The 17,559-nt window shown below is 32.5% G+C and carries 11 protein-coding genes; 6 read left to right on the forward strand and 5 right to left on the reverse strand.

Going from position 1 to position 17,559, the window contains the following annotated elements:
- The first annotated feature begins 108 nt into the window (after positions 1-108).
- Positions 109-1,905, forward strand: a complete 1,797-nt coding sequence (typA, locus tag BUC29_RS15695; protein WP_073417118.1) for a translational GTPase TypA — start codon at positions 109-111, stop codon at positions 1,903-1,905.
- A 108-nt stretch (positions 1,906-2,013) separates the two neighbouring features.
- Here typA and BUC29_RS15700 read toward each other — a convergent pair whose 3' ends face one another.
- The 3 genes from BUC29_RS15700 to BUC29_RS15710 form a co-directional block, all read right to left on the reverse strand.
- The gene (locus BUC29_RS15700) at positions 2,014-4,281 is read right to left on the reverse strand and encodes a T9SS type B sorting domain-containing protein (RefSeq protein ID WP_244160836.1); all 2,268 of its coding nucleotides are present in this window, start codon (positions 4,279-4,281) and stop codon (positions 2,014-2,016) included.
- Positions 4,282-4,353: 72 nt separating this feature from the next.
- The gene (locus tag BUC29_RS15705) at positions 4,354-5,190 is read right to left on the reverse strand and encodes an ABC transporter permease (protein WP_073417120.1); all 837 of its coding nucleotides are present in this window, start codon (positions 5,188-5,190) and stop codon (positions 4,354-4,356) included.
- A 7-nt stretch (positions 5,191-5,197) separates the two neighbouring features.
- Complete coding sequence (locus tag BUC29_RS15710; RefSeq protein ID WP_073417121.1) at positions 5,198-6,106, reverse strand: ABC transporter ATP-binding protein; 909 nt, start codon at positions 6,104-6,106, stop codon at positions 5,198-5,200.
- Positions 6,107-6,213: 107 nt separating this feature from the next.
- Between BUC29_RS15710 and BUC29_RS15715 the strand changes: the two genes are divergently transcribed.
- Together BUC29_RS15715 and BUC29_RS15720 are read left to right on the forward strand one after the other, a co-directional pair.
- A complete protein-coding gene (locus BUC29_RS15715; protein ID WP_073417122.1) occupies positions 6,214-7,266 on the forward strand; it encodes a hypothetical protein in 1,053 nt (350 codons plus the stop codon).
- Between the two features lie 155 nt (positions 7,267-7,421).
- Positions 7,422-8,279, forward strand: a complete 858-nt coding sequence (locus BUC29_RS15720; protein ID WP_073417123.1) for an SdiA-regulated/phytase-like domain-containing protein — start codon at positions 7,422-7,424, stop codon at positions 8,277-8,279.
- A gap of 163 nt (positions 8,280-8,442) precedes the next feature.
- Here BUC29_RS15720 and BUC29_RS15725 read toward each other — a convergent pair whose 3' ends face one another.
- Positions 8,443-12,174, reverse strand: a complete 3,732-nt coding sequence (locus tag BUC29_RS15725; protein WP_073417124.1) for a metallophosphoesterase — start codon at positions 12,172-12,174, stop codon at positions 8,443-8,445.
- A gap of 27 nt (positions 12,175-12,201) precedes the next feature.
- Here BUC29_RS15725 and BUC29_RS15730 point away from each other — a divergent pair, with 27 nt between their 5' ends.
- Positions 12,202-13,380, forward strand: coding sequence for a Pycsar system effector family protein (locus BUC29_RS15730; RefSeq protein ID WP_073417125.1), 1,179 nt, complete (start codon positions 12,202-12,204; stop codon positions 13,378-13,380).
- A 145-nt stretch (positions 13,381-13,525) separates the two neighbouring features.
- On the opposite strand, the gene BUC29_RS15735 is transcribed toward BUC29_RS15730, so the two are convergent.
- A complete protein-coding gene (locus BUC29_RS15735; protein WP_073417126.1) occupies positions 13,526-15,895 on the reverse strand; it encodes a GAF domain-containing protein in 2,370 nt (789 codons plus the stop codon).
- A gap of 231 nt (positions 15,896-16,126) precedes the next feature.
- Between BUC29_RS15735 and BUC29_RS15740 the strand changes: the two genes are divergently transcribed.
- Together BUC29_RS15740 and BUC29_RS15745 are read left to right on the forward strand one after the other, a co-directional pair.
- Positions 16,127-16,879 (forward strand): SDR family oxidoreductase, encoded by a 753-nt coding sequence (locus tag BUC29_RS15740; protein ID WP_073417127.1) that lies wholly within the window; start codon positions 16,127-16,129, stop codon positions 16,877-16,879.
- Between the two features lie 71 nt (positions 16,880-16,950).
- Positions 16,951-17,532 (forward strand): TetR/AcrR family transcriptional regulator, encoded by a 582-nt coding sequence (locus tag BUC29_RS15745; RefSeq protein WP_073417128.1) that lies wholly within the window; start codon positions 16,951-16,953, stop codon positions 17,530-17,532.
- Positions 17,533-17,559 lie beyond the last annotated feature (27 nt).

The raw sequence follows: 17,559 nt of genomic DNA on the forward strand, positions 1-17,559 counted from the left end.
AAAATAATACTGATTTAATGAACTAATTCGTTGTATATACGATAACTATCGCAGAAACGTTTTTTTTATCAAAATAAAGTGTACTTTTGCACCCATTAAAAATAACAAATGGAATCTATTAGAAATATTGCAATTATTGCCCACGTCGATCACGGTAAAACCACTTTGGTTGATAAAATTATGTATCACTGTCAATTATTTCGTGAAAACGAAAACACAGGTGATTTAATTCTTGATAATAACGATTTAGAGCGTGAGAGAGGTATTACTATTACTTCAAAAAACGTTTCTGTTCAGTACAAAGGAACAAAAATCAATATTATCGACACTCCAGGCCACGCCGATTTTGGAGGTGAAGTAGAACGTGTATTGAACATGGCCGATGGTGTATGTTTGTTAGTAGATGCTTTTGAAGGACCTATGCCGCAAACGCGTTTCGTATTGCAAAAAGCTATTGACCTAGGTTTAAAACCATGTGTTGTAATTAATAAAGTTGATAAAGAAAACTGTACTCCTGAAGAAGTTCATGAAAAAGTTTTTGACTTAATGTTCGAATTAGGCGCAACAGAAGAGCAATTAGATTTCCCAACTGTTTATGGTTCTGCTAAAAACAACTGGATGTCTGATGACTGGAAAGTACAGACTCAAAACATTGAGCCATTATTAGATATGGTTATCGCTAATGTTCCGGCTCCTAAAGTTTCTGAAGGTACTCCTCAAATGTTAATTACATCTTTAGATTTCTCTTCTTTTACAGGTCGTATTGCTATTGGTCGTCTTGAAAGAGGTGTTTTAAAAGAAGGAATGCCAATTTCTTTAGTAAAAAGAGATGGAAAAGTAATCAAATCAAGAATTAAAGAATTACATACTTTTGAAGGTTTAGGCCGTAGAAAAGTTGAAGAAGTTGTTGCTGGAGATATTTGTGCTGTTGTAGGTATTGAAGGTTTCGAAATTGGTGATACTATCGCTGACTTCGAAAATCCGGAAGCTTTACAAACAATCGCTATCGACGAGCCAACAATGAGTATGTTGTTTACAATTAACGATTCTCCTTTCTTTGGTAAAGAAGGTAAATTTGTTACTTCTCGTCATATCCGTGAAAGATTAACAAAAGAGCTAGAGAAAAACTTAGCAATGAAAGTTGGAGAAACTGACTCTGCTGATAAATTTATGGTTTTTGGTCGTGGTGTACTTCACTTATCAGTTCTTATTGAAACGATGAGAAGAGAAGGATACGAACTTCAAATTGGTCAGCCGCAAGTTATCATCAAAGAAGTTGATGGTGTTAAATGTGAGCCAATTGAGGAATTAACAATCGACTTACCAGAAAACCTTTCAGGTAGAGCGGTTGAATTCGTAACAATTCGTAAAGGTGAAATGCTTTCTATGGAAGGTAAAGGTGAGCGTATGATTATTAAATTTAACATTCCATCTCGTGGAATTATCGGTTTAAGAAATCAATTACTTACTGCTACAGCTGGTGAAGCTATTATGGCGCACCGTTTCATAGGATATGAACCATACAAAGGAGAAATTCCTGGACGTAACAACGGTTCATTAATCTCTATGGAAAACGGAAAAGCAATTCCTTACTCTATCGATAAATTACAAGACCGTGGAAAATTCTTTGTTGATCCTAACGAAGATATCTACGAAGGTCAGGTTATTGGAGAAAATACTCGTAGCGACGATATGACTGTTAACGTTACTAAAACTAAAAAACTTTCAAACGTACGTTCTTCTGGAGCTGATGATAAAGCTAGAATTATTCCAGCTATCAAATTCTCTTTAGAAGAAGCTTTAGAATACATTCAAAAAGATGAGTATGTTGAAGTTACTCCAAAATCTTTACGTTTAAGAAAAATCTACTTGAACGAAAATGATAGAAAAAGATTCAAAATCTAATCTGATAAAGATTCGATATAAAATCCCAAATTCCAATTCTGGAGTTTGGGAATTTTTTTTGAATTATATTCTCTTTTGGAATTTTTTTTAAATGGAATTTGCAAAAAGTTATCTCTTCAAACTAAAATGTCCTTTTACATTTCTTCCATCTGCAAAAAGTAATGTAAACCAGTAATCATCAGAAGGTAGCTGCTGGCCATTGAAAAGGCCATTCCATCCAGAACTGTTTTGATTCATTTGTTTTATGAATTTTCCGTAGCGATCAAAAATTTGGATTGTATAATCAGGAAGAATATTAGAGTTTTGAATAAACCAAAGATCATTAAATCCATCTCCGTTTGGCGTAAAAAATCGAGGGTAATCCAAAACATAAACGACAAACGAATTTGATAATCCGCAGCCGTTTTTATCTCTGGCAATGGCATTATAAATTCCCGGAAGTACATTTTGAAATAATGGCTCATTCTGAAAAACTTCTCCATCTAATGAAAATTCATAATTGCCAACACCATTATATTGTATTAAAACAGAATTATCATTTCCGGAAAAATCCTTAACTACTGCTTCGGTTATGGCTGCCGGCTCAGATAGAATTATTTTAAATTTTTTAGTTTTTTCGCATCCATTCATATCTGTTACAGTCACTGAATAATCACCCGGAACATTTATCAATATCGAATTAGTAGTTTCTCCATTATTCCATAAATAACTGCTAAAACCTGTAGCAACTGATAATGTTATTTGATCATTTTTGCATATAATAGCAGATTCATCTTCAAAATTAGGCGGATCAAAAGTATTTACAACCAGATTAACTGGTATTATACCGTAACAATCGGGTCCATTAATAACTCTGGCATAAATAGTTTGATTAAAAGCTGAAGTATTTTTAAAAATATTAGGAAGCGCGTTCGTTTCTGTAACGGCATCATTTGCAGTTGTATAGTAAAAAACCGTTAATCCGTTAGGAAGTCCCGCTGTAATTTTTGGAGTAACTTCTGCATTCAAATCAAACTGATATAAACCATCCTGAATTTCGTCGCCGTCGCAGGTACTTATCGGATTTGGATTTGTAATGCTGTTATTAGCAATTTGTAATGTTACTTGGGAAATTTTAAAGCACCCAAATTCATTTTCTAATCGGGCATAAATGATTTGATTAGCCGTTTTATTAGTATAACTTTCAGGATTAGCTATTTTGTTGATTTTGTTTTCGGCATTAGCTTGTGATTCGTAATATCCTTCATTCAAGATAGCGGCATTATTGTTTTTTACAATATTGTTTACTTTATTCAAATTAAAAATAGTCGTTCCGTCTGCATTGTCATCACATTGAACTAAAGTTGTATTGGTAAAAAGGATTTCAGGAGCGATATCAATTTTAATTTCCCCTTCTAAACTACAGGAAGAAGGTGTTAACGTAACTTCTACTTTGTAATTTCCTGTTTGAGTAACTGTATATGTTGGCGTAGTGGCAACTTCTACATTGTCTTTAAACCATTTATAAGAATAGGCAGGGGACAATTTAGGATCTAATAAATAACTGTCTCCAAAACATAAAGGATCATCATTAGCGGTTGTTTTATTAGGTCCAAAATCTATTTTAGAAGCAAAACTTCCGGCTTGTAAAAAAACAGCCGAATCATAATATCTGTTTTTATCATCGGCAATAACTAATTTTATATGATATTTTTTCCCGGCAACTACGTCAGTTTGCGCAGTCATAACAATAGTTTGTCCGGCATAATTAATGGGACTTGTATTATTGTTGAGACCATTAAAATAATCAATATTGACTTCTGAACATCCCGGATATTTATCTCCATTTGGAGCAGTTCCCGGTTCAATTTTCGGGCGAACATTTAGCGAAGAAACCGGAGTATTTGTATTGGGTAAAACGGCTAAATTTTTATAAGGATCTGCAGTCCCTGCTTCTTTAATTAAAAAAGCAAAACCATCTGAGTATTCACAAGGATAAAAATATTGATATTCGTTTGAGGCAAAAATATAATTGAAACTCAGAAAATCGGTTAAAGGGACAAAATCAAATTCGAATGAAGTGGCGTTTACAGAACTTATACCCAAAATTTGATTTAAATCATTATCTCCAACCCAATTTTCGCTTCCACCACCTTCATTGCTAAAATAAGGACCAATTCCTTCTGTGCTTGTAGAAGTCGAAAGTATAATTCCTTCCTTAAACGGAAAATTACTTGTACCTGAATTAAAGTAAGCAAAACTCTTTTTTCCGGGAGTATATGTATCCCCAATTCCGGTTATATTGGTAACAGCAGCGCATGTACTGTTTACTAAAACATCTTCTATGAGCTGCTGTGGTGTTTTTTGATCATCAATAGTTATATATTGAGCATTCATCTTTGAAGATAAACAGCATAAGAATAAAATAATTAAAAAACATTTTCCCTGATTCATAGCATAACAAATATACTACAAATCTCTTCTTTTTAATAATTTGTAAGAAAAATAAACAAACAAAAATGTCCAGACTGCAACGATAAAAATCGAAAGATAATGAACACTGTAATCCTTTGTATTTTCTACTCCAATTTGAGTTCCGATGCTTTTTATTACTGATAATCTTGAAAAAGGTTCTATGATTAAATTTGACATTGCTTCCAGCGGCAAAAATTGCATAATGTAATCGCCGGTATTGCTATTTGGGAAAATTCTAAAAACCAAAATTCCTTTTATTATGCCTTCAAGAATACTCCATACTAACAAAAATCCTAAAGCAAAAGCAGAGCGTTTTACTAAAATTCCAAGGAATAAACAGAAAGAAAAGAATCCTGTTAGTTTTATAAAAAAAGCTAACAAATAATCCAAATCCATTAAAATGACATCCAGTTCATTGTAAGACGAAAAACTTAAACCAAGAAGTAAACTCATCACAAAAACAAAAATAGTAGAGCAGAATGCAAAAACCACAACGGTAAGAAATTTGGATAAAATGAATTCTTTTTTGCTTAAACCGTCAATTAAATTTTGTTTTAAAGTTCCGTAACTATATTCATTTGCCATCATCGAAACGATAACAATAGCAAGGAAAAATTTAAGAAAAGCAGCAATGAAAGTATTAAAATGCCATATAAAAGGAAAATTAAAAATTCCCATTTCGGCCAAATGAAATTTAAAAGGGCCAATGTCAAATTTAATTGAGGCAATTAAAGCTATAAATGAAAGTAAAATAAAATATGTTAAAGTAAGAATACGGCTGGCTCTGTTTTTCCAGATTTTTTGCAGTTCTATAGAAATAAGTCTGTTCATGGCTTAGTTAGTTTTTTGGATTTGTATTTTTTGTTAATTCTAAAAATTGGGCTTCCAAACTATTTTTACGTTTGACCAAATGACTTAAAATAATATTTTTAGAGAATAAAAACTGATTCAGTTCTGAAGCTGATAACTCTGATTTTAAATAAATTAAAACTTTCCCGTCTTCATCTTTAATTTCGGCAATAGATGGATGGTTATATAAAACAGATTTTAGCGCCAGATTATCATTCGAAGAAACTTCAAAAAAACCTTCATTTGCAGACATTCCATCTACAGAACCAGAATATAAAACTTCGCCTTTTCGTAAAACCACAACGTGTGAACATACTTTTTCGACTTCGTCTAATAAATGCGAAGCCAATAAAATGGTAGTGCCCTGCGAAGCAATTTCTTTAATAATATCACGAATTTGATGAATTCCCTGCGGATCTAATCCATTTGTTGGTTCATCCAGGATCAAAATTTCAGGATCATTTAAAAGTGCCGATGCAATCGCCAGACGCTGCTTCATTCCCAGCGAAAAAGTGCTGAACCTAGAATCTTTTCTTTCCATTAAACCCACAAGATTCAATTTTTCTTCGATTTTAGAATAATTGATGCTTTTGATTTTGCAAACCAATTTAAGGTTTTCTTCGGCTGTCATGTACGGATAAAAATTTGGACGCTCAATAATGGCACCTACTTTTTTCAATGCGTCATGCGTCTGTACATTTCCGTCAAACCATTTATAATCGCCTGATGTTTTATTTACAACATTCAGGACAATTCCTAAAGTAGTCGATTTTCCGCTTCCGTTAGGGCCTAAAATTCCGTAGACATGCCCTTTTTGTATGCTAAAAGATACATTTTTTAACGCCTGTATGCGCCCGTATTTTTTGCTTAGATTTTGAATAGTAAGTATGGTTTCCAAATTTGTTTCGGTTTTAGTTTTAAGTATGACGATTCAAGTTCTATATTGTTACGTCAAATTTATTTTTATCAGCTTATTGATGTAAATTTGTAATAAAGATATTCAAAATGAGCGAGCCTTTGATGGTGTTAAAGAAACCTTCTTTTCCTTTAACACAGCCACTTTTAAGTTATTTAGACAGATACGAACGTATTTCGAAAGTATCTGTGTTTTATGATGACTTGCTGCGATTTGCGGGTTCAATTAATGTTTATGATAAAAATGAAACCGATACTTTATGGATTCGCGTTTATTACAGCGAATTCGAAAGAAACGAAATCGACCTCAATCTCAAAAAAATATATTCGCTTTTGCATTCTGATGGAAACAGTGAGATTATTCAGTATTTAAATATTGATGCAATCGACTATTGTACTTTTGGAAATTCGAAACCTTTTAGAATAAAAGTTCGAAATATTCTCAATGATAACTACGTTCATTTTTATATTAAAAAAGCCGACGCTTCAAGAATTTACGGACTCGAATTAGAAGATATCCTTTCTCCGGATAAAATCAACTTTTTGGTGTATAACGATACTTTGATTGAAGAACATATTATCGGAATTCCCGGTGATGTTTTTATGGATACTCTGCTGGACAAATGTTCCGAAATGGAAAAAGCCCAAATCGCAAAAGAGTTTGTAAAATTTAACGAACGTTGTATGATCAGGCTTTTGGGTGATATGCGCGCCTACAATTATGTAATTGTTCCTATTCACGATTTTGATCAGGTAGTGTACAAAATTCGCCCGATTGATTTTGACCAGCAGTGTTACGAAGGCAACTTTAAAGTGTATCGCCCACAGTTTTTCAAGGAAAATTATCCGATGATTCAATTGATTAAGGAAAAATTAGAAGAACGTTCGATCATTCAGTATAAAGATGAAGAAAGAGCGATTTTAGCAAAAAGAATCCATTCTGCCGAAAACAGAATCAAAAAATTATTGAATATAATGTGTCACGATACCATTTCGACAGAAGAACATCTGAACCAGCTTAAAATGGAATTGTACCGATATACAAACGATATGAAATTTAAAAATGCGCGCTCAATGGGACACATCATGCAGGCCGCTTTTGAATTTATTATCCGTAATTTTAAAAACACAAACTTAGTTTAAGGATAAAACCCATATAAGTTATATAATTTCATTTAAAGCAAAACTTAATTTTTTTTGTATTGTTATTACTTATATGATTTAAAAGTTAATACAAGTTTACAGAGCAAAACTTAAATTTTCTTACATCACTTATATGGTTTAAAAAAAACAATCTTATGAAAAAAACTTTTTTAATAGGTATTTCTATTGTTTTATTAGCTTGTCAGCAGCAGTCTGGCAGTGATTTAAAAACGCTTTATTCGCTTCCGAAGAAATTAAAAGAAGTTTCCGGAATTGCTTATTTTCCTGAAACGAATACAATTTATACCCTTGAAGACAGCGGAAATAAAAATGCCATTTATGCCATCAATTCAAAAGGAAAATTAGAAAAGACAATCACAGTTTCAAACGCCACAAATGTGGATTGGGAAGATATTACTAAAGACAAAACCGGAAATATTTATATTGGTGATTTTGGAAACAACGATAATGAACGCAGGGATTTATGCATTTATAAAGTGGCAAAAAATCAGTTGAATAAAGAGGTGGCTTCTGCCGAATATAAAATCTCATTTTCATATCCAGAACAAACTGAATTTCCGCCAAAGAAAAAAGAAATGTTTTACGACGTTGAAGGTTTTTTTGAACAAAACGGTTATTTTTATCTTTTTACCAAAAACAGAAGCAAAGGTTTTGACGGTACCGCATTTATCTACAAAATAAAAAATGCAAAAGGAACTCAGAAAGCAGTTAAAATCGGGGAATTTAAAACCTGTGATAATTACAATCATTGTGTTTTAACAAGTGCAACAATAAGTCCTGATGGTAAAAAAGTAGTTTTGTTAAGTCACGATAAAATAGTTTTATTTAAAGGTTTTAAAGGCGATTTATTCCACAAAGGAACACAAACCGAAATAAGCCTAAACCATTTTTCTCAAAAAGAAGCCATAGTTTTCAAAGACAACAATACTTTATTAATCGCCGACGAAAAAACAAATAAAACAGGAGGGAAGGTTTATGAGTTTAAGCTTTAAGATTCTAAGTTGCTAAGGTTCTGAGATGCTAAGATTCTAAGAAAAAATTAGCCACGAATTCACAAATTAATTTTAATAAAAATTCGTGAATTCGTGGCTGTTTTTTAATCAGAGCTAAGAAAAAAACTTAGAACCTTAGCATCTCAGTATCTTAGAACCTTTTTTAAAAACTATACGCTGCTCCAAAAATAACTCTCCCAACTTCATCAGGAGATTTAAAATAAGATATTCTGGCCGTTAAAACATTAATAGCGTTTAACCAAAGTCCGCCACCGTAATCCTGGTGCCATTTTCTTGAATTTTCTCCATCAAGCCAGATTCTTCCGTAGTCGAAGCCGCCTAGTATTCCGTATGTAAACGGTGCAAGTGTTTTACGGATTTTACCAAGACTTAGACGTAAATCAGAACTTTGAGAGAAATACGAATTACCTAAAAAACGCTCGTTTCTAAAACCTCTCAAATCAGTATCGCCGCCCAAAGCAGCTCCCTGATAAAATTCGTAATTATTATTTAAGATCGCTTTTCCTTTTAGATACGTTGCCAAAACCAGTTTTCCGTTGTGATCGAGTCTATGTGTGAAACCTAAAATACTTTCCAGCGTTGGGAAGTTTTTATTAGTATCATCTAAATTGGTTGTCCAGGTTCCGGCAATCATAAAATACATTCCCAAAGTTGGTTTTGCAGCAAAATCAGAATTTTTGAAAAGATACTTCACTTTCAGACTTCCGTAATTCTGGCTGTTAAATACATCAGGATTTACAATGTTCGGAAGATTAATAAATCTGTTCTCTGTTTCTTCAACCGTCATTCTCTGGAAAATTGGCTGAATGCTGAACTCACTTCCGTATCTTCCAACATGACGAATTGCTCCCGAAGCATTAAATTTTCTGATTCGAACACGGTTGTAATCCATGCCTAAATCGTCATTATATTGAGATTCATTTCCGTAACCAAAATAATTCATTGCAAAATTCGGTGTTGTATAAAGTGATTCAACATCAATAACCCATTTTCCTAACAAACCAGGAAAATGCGCCGCATAATTAAACTCTAAACCTCCGGTTGCGAAATAGTAAAAAGCATTTAAAACATGTCTCTGTGTATACGGATTTTGTTTAAAATTATTTACTGTATAATTTACATTAACACCCACTTTTACACCATCATCAGGATTGTAGCCAATATTTGGCAGACCAGAAACTACATTATATTTTGGTTTTTGATAATTATATAAGTTAACATCGTAATCATCAGTTAACTGCGTTTGTGTTTTAGAATCTAAATTGTATGTGTTTTCTTTTGATTTGAAGTCGTAAACAATAACCTTTCTTCCGTTTTCGATATTATAAGTGTCATTGTTTTGACCGCCTATTAAACGAACTTTAATTCTTGATTTTTGATCGCCTTTTACTTCAAAAATATCATTATCATCCAAACCATAAATCCATACATTTTTGGTTTTAGAGTCGTTTACTGTTTTAGAATAAACCAATTCATCGCCTTCTTTTTTAACTCTGAAAACCTGAATTTCAATACTTTTTTTGTTTTTATGATCCAGAACAAATTTGTCTTTTTTATCCGTTCCGGCAATCATAACTGTTTTGCTTAAAACATCAGAATATTTTATGGCATATTTTTGAAGCTCTCTTTTTCTGTTTTTAAATTTTCGAATGATTTCATCAACCGTTCCATCCTGAACTTCTTTTGGCATAGCTTTAAAAGCGTTTTCAATATCGCTGTCCGTTAAATTATCCTGAATAAATTTTGCCTGTTCAACCCAGTCTTTTTCTTCGGCAGTCCTTAAAAATGCCAAATCCATTGGATAAGGTTCACGGCTCAGCCATTTTACATTACCAATTTTATCTTTAAAAGTTCGCATGTGGCGCAGTGCCGGAATATTCATCAAGATTGAAAGCAAAGCACCGTCGTATTTCGCAAACGCCTGATCCCGATCACGCGGAATTGGTTTATAAATAACTTTACCGTCTTTTTTAAATTCTGCCCAGCGCCATTGATCGGCGTGTCTGTCCCAATCGCCAATAAGGATATCAAATAATCTTGCTTTTATATATTCTTTTTCGTCAACCGAATATTTTTCATCCTTATGAAGATTCATCATCATATCATCTGTACTGATAATATTGCTTGGATTTCCAAAGTTTTTTCCATCCAGATGATTATCGGCTGGTCTCTCTTCAATCATATACAACTGATCGCCAAAACCAGCATTAAATTCACCTAAACCATTTTGTTTCGGGATATAATATAAAATGGGATTGGTATGATAAAGACCAATTTTATCTGACATACTTCCCGTTACATAAGGCGCATACGGATGTGAAGTCGTATAGAAATCAAACAAGAAACTTTCGGTATAAGTATCTTCAAAATCATTTACGACATACTGATCTTTAAAAGCAACAGATTGTAAAAAAACCGAAGCGCTTTTTTTCATACCTCGCATTACATATTCGCGCCCTTTTGGATCAGACATTCTCAATGAAACAGACTGATGCCCGCCGCCTTCGCGTATAGGTTTCAAACCACCTTTTAAAGTATCTACAGTTGCAACCTGAGCTTCAATTGGGGTACTGTAATATTTTCTGTAATGCTGCCCGAAAAGAAAGCGATGAAACATACTTTTATCTGTCATTTCAGGAGAATAGATAGAAGTTGTAATTTTAGAAGGAAAGTTATTCGGAATATCTGAAGCCCAGTTTATTTCTTTCGCCTTAATAATTTCACGTTCAAAAAGTAGTTTTTCTTTATTATTTTCATTTCCGTAAAAAGAAACTTTGGCATCGCCGCTTTTATATAGACTTAAAGTTGCATAACCATTCCCGCCATACGAAAAATCAAAAGGATTTACGGCTCTTGCAGCTTCAGATTTTGATCCTGCGCCGCTTATGATCTGCTGAATGTTTTCTTTGCTGATATATTGCAGATTATGATCGTGGCCCGAAACTACAATTACATTTCGCTGTTTTTGTAAAAGCGTCTTTATTCTTTTGGCATAAATGGTATATTGCTTATTTTGAAGATCCTGCGGACTTACTCCGGATGTTTTTCTTAATAAATTAATAAATGATCCAATTACAGGAAGTGGAATTTTTTTCTCCAACGGAAATAATTGTTTTTCCATCGAAAATTGCCCTCCATGTGTTCCGTTGCTTAACAAAGGATGATGAATAGCAAGAACAACTGTTTTTTCCTGATTTTTGTTTAAGATATTTTCCAGTTCCTCAAAAAAATCTTCTCTCGTTTTTATATCGCAATTATCGTTTATTGTTGGATGATCGTCCCAGTCTTCCAGAAACCATTCACTATCAACGGTTACCAACGTTGTAATACTATCAATTTTTACATCTTCGATAGGACAGGTCTTTCTTGGCAGAAAAGCTTTTTTATCATTTAAGTTCTTCGTTACAAAATCAGCCTGTAATTCTAAACCTTTTATACCGCTGTACCAATCGTGATTTCCGGGAATAAAAATAGTTTTTCCCCTAAAACCTTTGGACAATTTTAGTTGATTGTTAAGTTTTGTTTCTGCCAAAGCAGCAGCGTCGGCGTTTTTATCACTCGGAAAACCTTTAGGGTAAATATTGTCTCCTAAAAAAAGCAAAGTAGATTTTTTACTCGCTTTTTTAAGTTTTTGATGCAAAAGTTCGAGCGTTTGCTGCGACTGTTGTTCATCAGCATTTCCGGCATCTCCAACAAGATAAAAAGTATGGGCAATTTTTATAGTATCTGTTGCGTTTTCAGTTTCGTTAGCACTTACACTTTTCCCGTATTGTGCTTTATGAGTAGCACAAGAATAAATAAATGTTAAAATTATAATTGCTAAAGAAAAGTTTTTAATCTTAGCAATAAAATGAATATCCAAAAACAATTTCATAATTTAGTGGTATAAAAATATTCTTTTATGAATCTAATAGAACAATCCGAAGATTTCGTCAGTAATTTACTCAAAGATAAACTTTCTAATTTATATTCTTACCATAATTTTAACCATACTTTTAGTGTTGTAACAGCAGTAAAAGAGCTTTGCAAAAAAGAAGATGTAGAAAGTGATGATAAAGAGGCACTTTTGGTTGCAGCCTGGTTCCATGACACCGGATATGTTGAAGGGTATGAAAATCACGAAAATAAAAGTGTAAAAATTGCAGCTGATTTTTTAAAAGAAAAAGGAAAATCAGAAAAATTTATAGAGCTGGTTTCCAGCTTAATACTGGCTACATCCAAAGAATATGTTCCTAAAACGCATTTAGAAAAAATTATTAAAGATGCAGATTATGCCCATTTAATGGGAACTGAATATGTAACAACCTGCGAATTATTACGTTTGGAATTAAAAAATACAGGAATTGTAAATTTCTCGAATGCAGAATGGACAAAAGAAAATCTTAATTTTCTGCTGAATAAACATCGCTTTTACACCGATTATGCCCTGAAAAAGTGGCAGCCTTTAAAAGAAAAAAACCTGCTTTTGATTCAGAAAAAAATAAATAAGCAGGAACTGAAAGCCGCAGAAGCACTTGAAAAAGAAAATAAAAAGAACGAAAAAATCGAAAAACCAGACCGTGGTGTTGACACTTTATTTCGTGTTACACTCGGAAATCATACACGTTTAAGCGGCATTGCCGATAGTAAAGCCAATATTTTATTGTCTGTAAATGCAATTATTATTTCGATTGCACTTTCAACCATTATCCCAAAATTAGACAGTCCGAAAAATGCGCATTTAGTTGTACCAACATTTATAATGCTGATGTCTAGTGTAATCACGATAATTTTTGCGATTCTTTCAACACGTCCAAAAGTAACTTCAGGCGTTTTTACCAGAGAAGATATTGAAAACAAAAAAATCAATTTATTGTTTTTTGGAAATTTCTACAAAATGCCTTTAGAAGAATACGACTGGGCCATGAACGAAATGATGAAAGACCGTGATTATCTTTATTCAAACATGATTAAAGACTTGTATTATCTGGGATTGGTTTTACAGCGAAAATATAATTTGCTGCGTATTGCGTACAATCTTTTTATGGTTGGAATTATCGTTACGGTAATTTCGTTTGTTATTGCATTCAAATCAATTTAAATTTTAACACAGATACAATTAAAGGCAGATAAAGCGTATTCGCTTTGCGAAGACGCAGATTACACGAATTTGTATAATACAATAAAAAAATCCGTTTTATCCGCGCTCAATTCTATAAATTTAGCGAGACAAAAAAGCTCAACTTTTAGTTGAGCTCATCTAATAAATCCTGATAAGTAATTTTCTTTATTTTCGAATTATTTACGTTATTAATCACTTTTACTCGAATGGCTTTTAAGCCCGAAACTCCCTGAAGATCTTCGACTTCAAATTGTTCAATCGAAGGTTCTAAAACTTTTTTATGCTGCAAATATTTAATGTATTTTAAATATTCAGCTTCTTCACTATTTTGAGAATATACAATTGTAATTTTCTCTTTTTCAGTAATTCTTTCGTTTGTCCCTTTAATGTGGGATTTGTCTATACGTTTTTTAACGACTTCATATCTTGCATTATACGTTCCGTCAACGTCAAAACGTTTTTCATCCATTCTAAAACGAATAGAAAGCGGAGAACTGAAAACCAAAATCAGCGAAGTAACATCAAGTTCATACGGAAGCGATTCTTTAAGCTGATGATGTTCTAATTCCATTTCGCATAAAGTCTGCAATTGCCATAAACGTAAATTATGCAGGTACATAATATCAAACGGTTTTGTTGGCGAAATAGAAGCTCCAATATATAAATTATGTTCTACACCATCCGTTTTAAAACGCTCATAATAATGCGGATAAATCTGCTGTGCTTCAACTTGTTTTTTATCTAAAACCGAAGCCAGTTTTTTGTTGATAATCGACATCGCATTATCAAACTTTTTTCTTTCCTGATAAAACATTCCGGTTTTTTCATCCAGACTTTCAAAATACAATTTTTCAAATTTTTCGTTTTTAGAATTGCTTTTAGTGTTTTTTAATATCGGATGAATTTCTTCTTCTATATAACGCTGAACATGCTGTTCCATATCTGCTTTAAGCGGAAAATCTAATTCGCTTCGAAGGGATTCTAATTCAAATTTTCTTTGTTCAAGAAGTACTAAATTAGTGTTTGGATCCTGATTTTCGAAAATTTCCAAAAGAGCCGTAAGCTGATTTTTCAAGTCGATTTTAACCGTTTCGTTTCGATGTTCAGATGAACCTTTTATATCGATTTGTCCGTAAAGCGGAAATACATTTTTAAATACAATTTCCTTAAAAATATAATCTTTCGTATGATTTATATTTTGGAAATAGTTTTGCGATTCTTTTCTGAATTTCCAATAAACACTTGGGTGAATCGTAGTGTATTCACGCTGAATAATCGCTTCAACCTGATGCTGCATATCCGTATTATAGCGATCGATAGTATCTGTTAAATACGGCAGAACTAATTCTAGTTTTGTGGCATTTACACTGTTCAAATCTCTAGGATTTTCAGAAACTAATTCGACAACGCCCAATAAATGACCATCTTTTACAACAGGAGCAAAAACACAGCTTTGAATTCCTTGTTTTAATAAATGTTCTCCAAGTTTTTTGCTAGAAGATTCTTCGATGAATTTTTTAACATTAGAGATTGTAAATGGCTCTTTATTATTTAGAAGATTCTCAAAAGAACATCCAAAGAAAGCATTTTTACAATCGACTTCCTGATCTGTTTTTAATAAAAAACTCTGAATCTGATTATCAAATTTTATTGGTCTTATGAATTTTTCCTCTTCGGGGTTGTAAATAATAAAACCAACTTTTAAACTCGGAATTTTAAATATTGATCTAAAAATATTCTCAATAATATCATTAGAGGCAACCGTTTTGGAATCGGGTTTTAATAAATTACTTTTTAAATTTGAAATAGCACTTTCGGTAGTGGCATCAAATAAAGAAACAATTCCAAAGCCTTTTAAAATCCAGCTTCCCGGAGGGAATTTTGATTTCCAAAGATCGATATCATTGTAATTATCAAATAATAAATCAATATCGTCCTGAGTTAAAGGCACCGATTTATCTGTTGGAAGAATTTCCATGAAATCTGCATTGTACAGAATTCGATAATGTTTTTCTACACCTCCTTCATCAGGAATATCGTAGAAAAAAGGTTTATTAAAATCAATTTTTTGATTGTAATAATACGCCAATATTAAACAGCAGTTGTTTATATAAAATTGGTGATCATCAAAATCACGAATTTCCATATAAAACTCATCTCCTGCATTACGCAGAATTTTTTTGAAACGTTCTGTATAATTGAATGAAATATTCTGAAAAGGAATTGTTATAGCTTTTATTTCATTGTTTGTCAAAGCAGTAGGAAATAAATCGGCTGTAATATTTTTAATTAATGCTTCATTATCCTTAATAATACTGTAATCGCGAATTCCGGTTCTAAATTCCGGATAAGCTTCAACTTCTTTTAAAATAGCTTTGGCGTAGTTAGATCGGTAATCAACATCTGATAAAGCAATCTCTTCAAAAGATTCGATCAATTTATGAAATGAGATTATCGTTTCGAAAGGGCTTTCGCTTGGTAAAAGACGATCCATCTTGTTTTTTGTTTTTAGAAATACAAAATTAAGCATAAATTAAGAATTCGCATCATTTTACGATTTGTTTCATTTATAGTCGCATAGATATAATCCCTTATAGATTGGGGCTTTTGAAACGACTTAATTATTTTAACTAAAAATTAACATATTAAATAACGGAACGATCGTTCCGTTATTGTATCTTTGTACCATAATAATTGAATAATCAATAACTTAAATAACAACAAAATGAAAAATTTAGAAAACAAAGTAGCAATCGTGACAGGTGGAAACAGCGGAATTGGATATGCAGCCGCAGCTGAATTAACTGCAAAAGGTGCAAAAGTAATCATAACAGGTAGAAATAAAGAAGCTTTGGCAAAAGCAGAAACAGAATTAAACGTTACCGGCATTGTTGCAGATCAATCTGATTTAAAATCGATTGACAATTTAGTAGAAGAAATAAAAGCAAAATTTGGTAAAATTGATATCGTATTCTTGAATGCAGGTGTTGCTTCTTTTGCTCCGGTAGAATTTGCTCCGGAAGATCATTACGATACCATTATGAATGTAAACACAAAAGGAGTTTATTTTACAGTTCAAAAATTGCTTCCAGTTTTAAACGATGGCGGTTCTATTATTTTTAATACTTCTGTAAATGCTCATCTTGGAATGCCAAATTCAAGTGTTTATGCAGCAAGTAAAGCAGCAGTTTTATCTTTCAATAAAGTATTTGCAGTAGAATTAGCTCCTAGAAAAATCAGAGTAAATGCGGTTTCTCCTGGTCCGGTTGAAACTCCACTTTATGGAAAATTAGGTCTTCAAAAAGAAGAAGTAGAAGGTTTTGGTGCTGTTCTTGGCGAAAAAATCTTGTTGAAACGTTTTGCGCAATCTGAAGAAATTGCAAAAACTGTTGGCTTTTTAGCTTCTGATAATTCATCATTCATAACAGGAACTGAAATTGTGGTTGATGGCGGGCTTACTGTAAATGCTGTAGTATAATTTTTTTGATTTATTCAGGAACGATTGTTCCGTTTTATTTGTATCTTTGTATAGAATTTTAATTGAAAGTCATGGCTAGAACGAAAGAATTTAATGAGGATAAGGCTTTAGATAAAGCTATTGAAATTTTTTGGCACAAAGGCTATAACGGAACATCGGCCCAGGATTTGGTAACACACTTAGGTTTAAGTCGTTCGAGTTTATATGATACTTTTGGCGATAAGCAAAAATTGTTTGCGAAAGCTTTAAAAAAATATCATGAAGAGAATTACATTAAGATTAAAGAAATTCTGGAAGCTTCTGTAAATATAAAAGAAACACTTTCAGTTATTTTTAAATTGGCCATCGTAGAAAGTCTTGAAGACCGAATTACAAAAGGCTGTTTTATGGTCAATTCTTCTGTAGAATTGGCTATGCACGATGAAGAAATTGCCAAAATTGTAACAATGAACAGTCAGCTTATGGAAGAAGTCTTTACCAATGCAGTAAAAAAAGGGCAGGAGGCAGGACATATTTCAAAAAAACTGGAAGCAAAAGTTTTGGCTCGATTTATTTTTAATAATTATTCAGGAATCAGAGTTTTAGCTCGTACAGGAGAAAGAAACAAACAAGTTTACGATGATATTGTAAAAGCGGTATTTTCAGTTTTATAAAATCGAATTTATCTTAATAAAAAATGG

It is taken from the genome of Flavobacterium defluvii (genome assembly GCF_900129555.1).
Classification (GTDB): Bacteria; Bacteroidota; Bacteroidia; order Flavobacteriales; family Flavobacteriaceae; genus Flavobacterium; species Flavobacterium defluvii.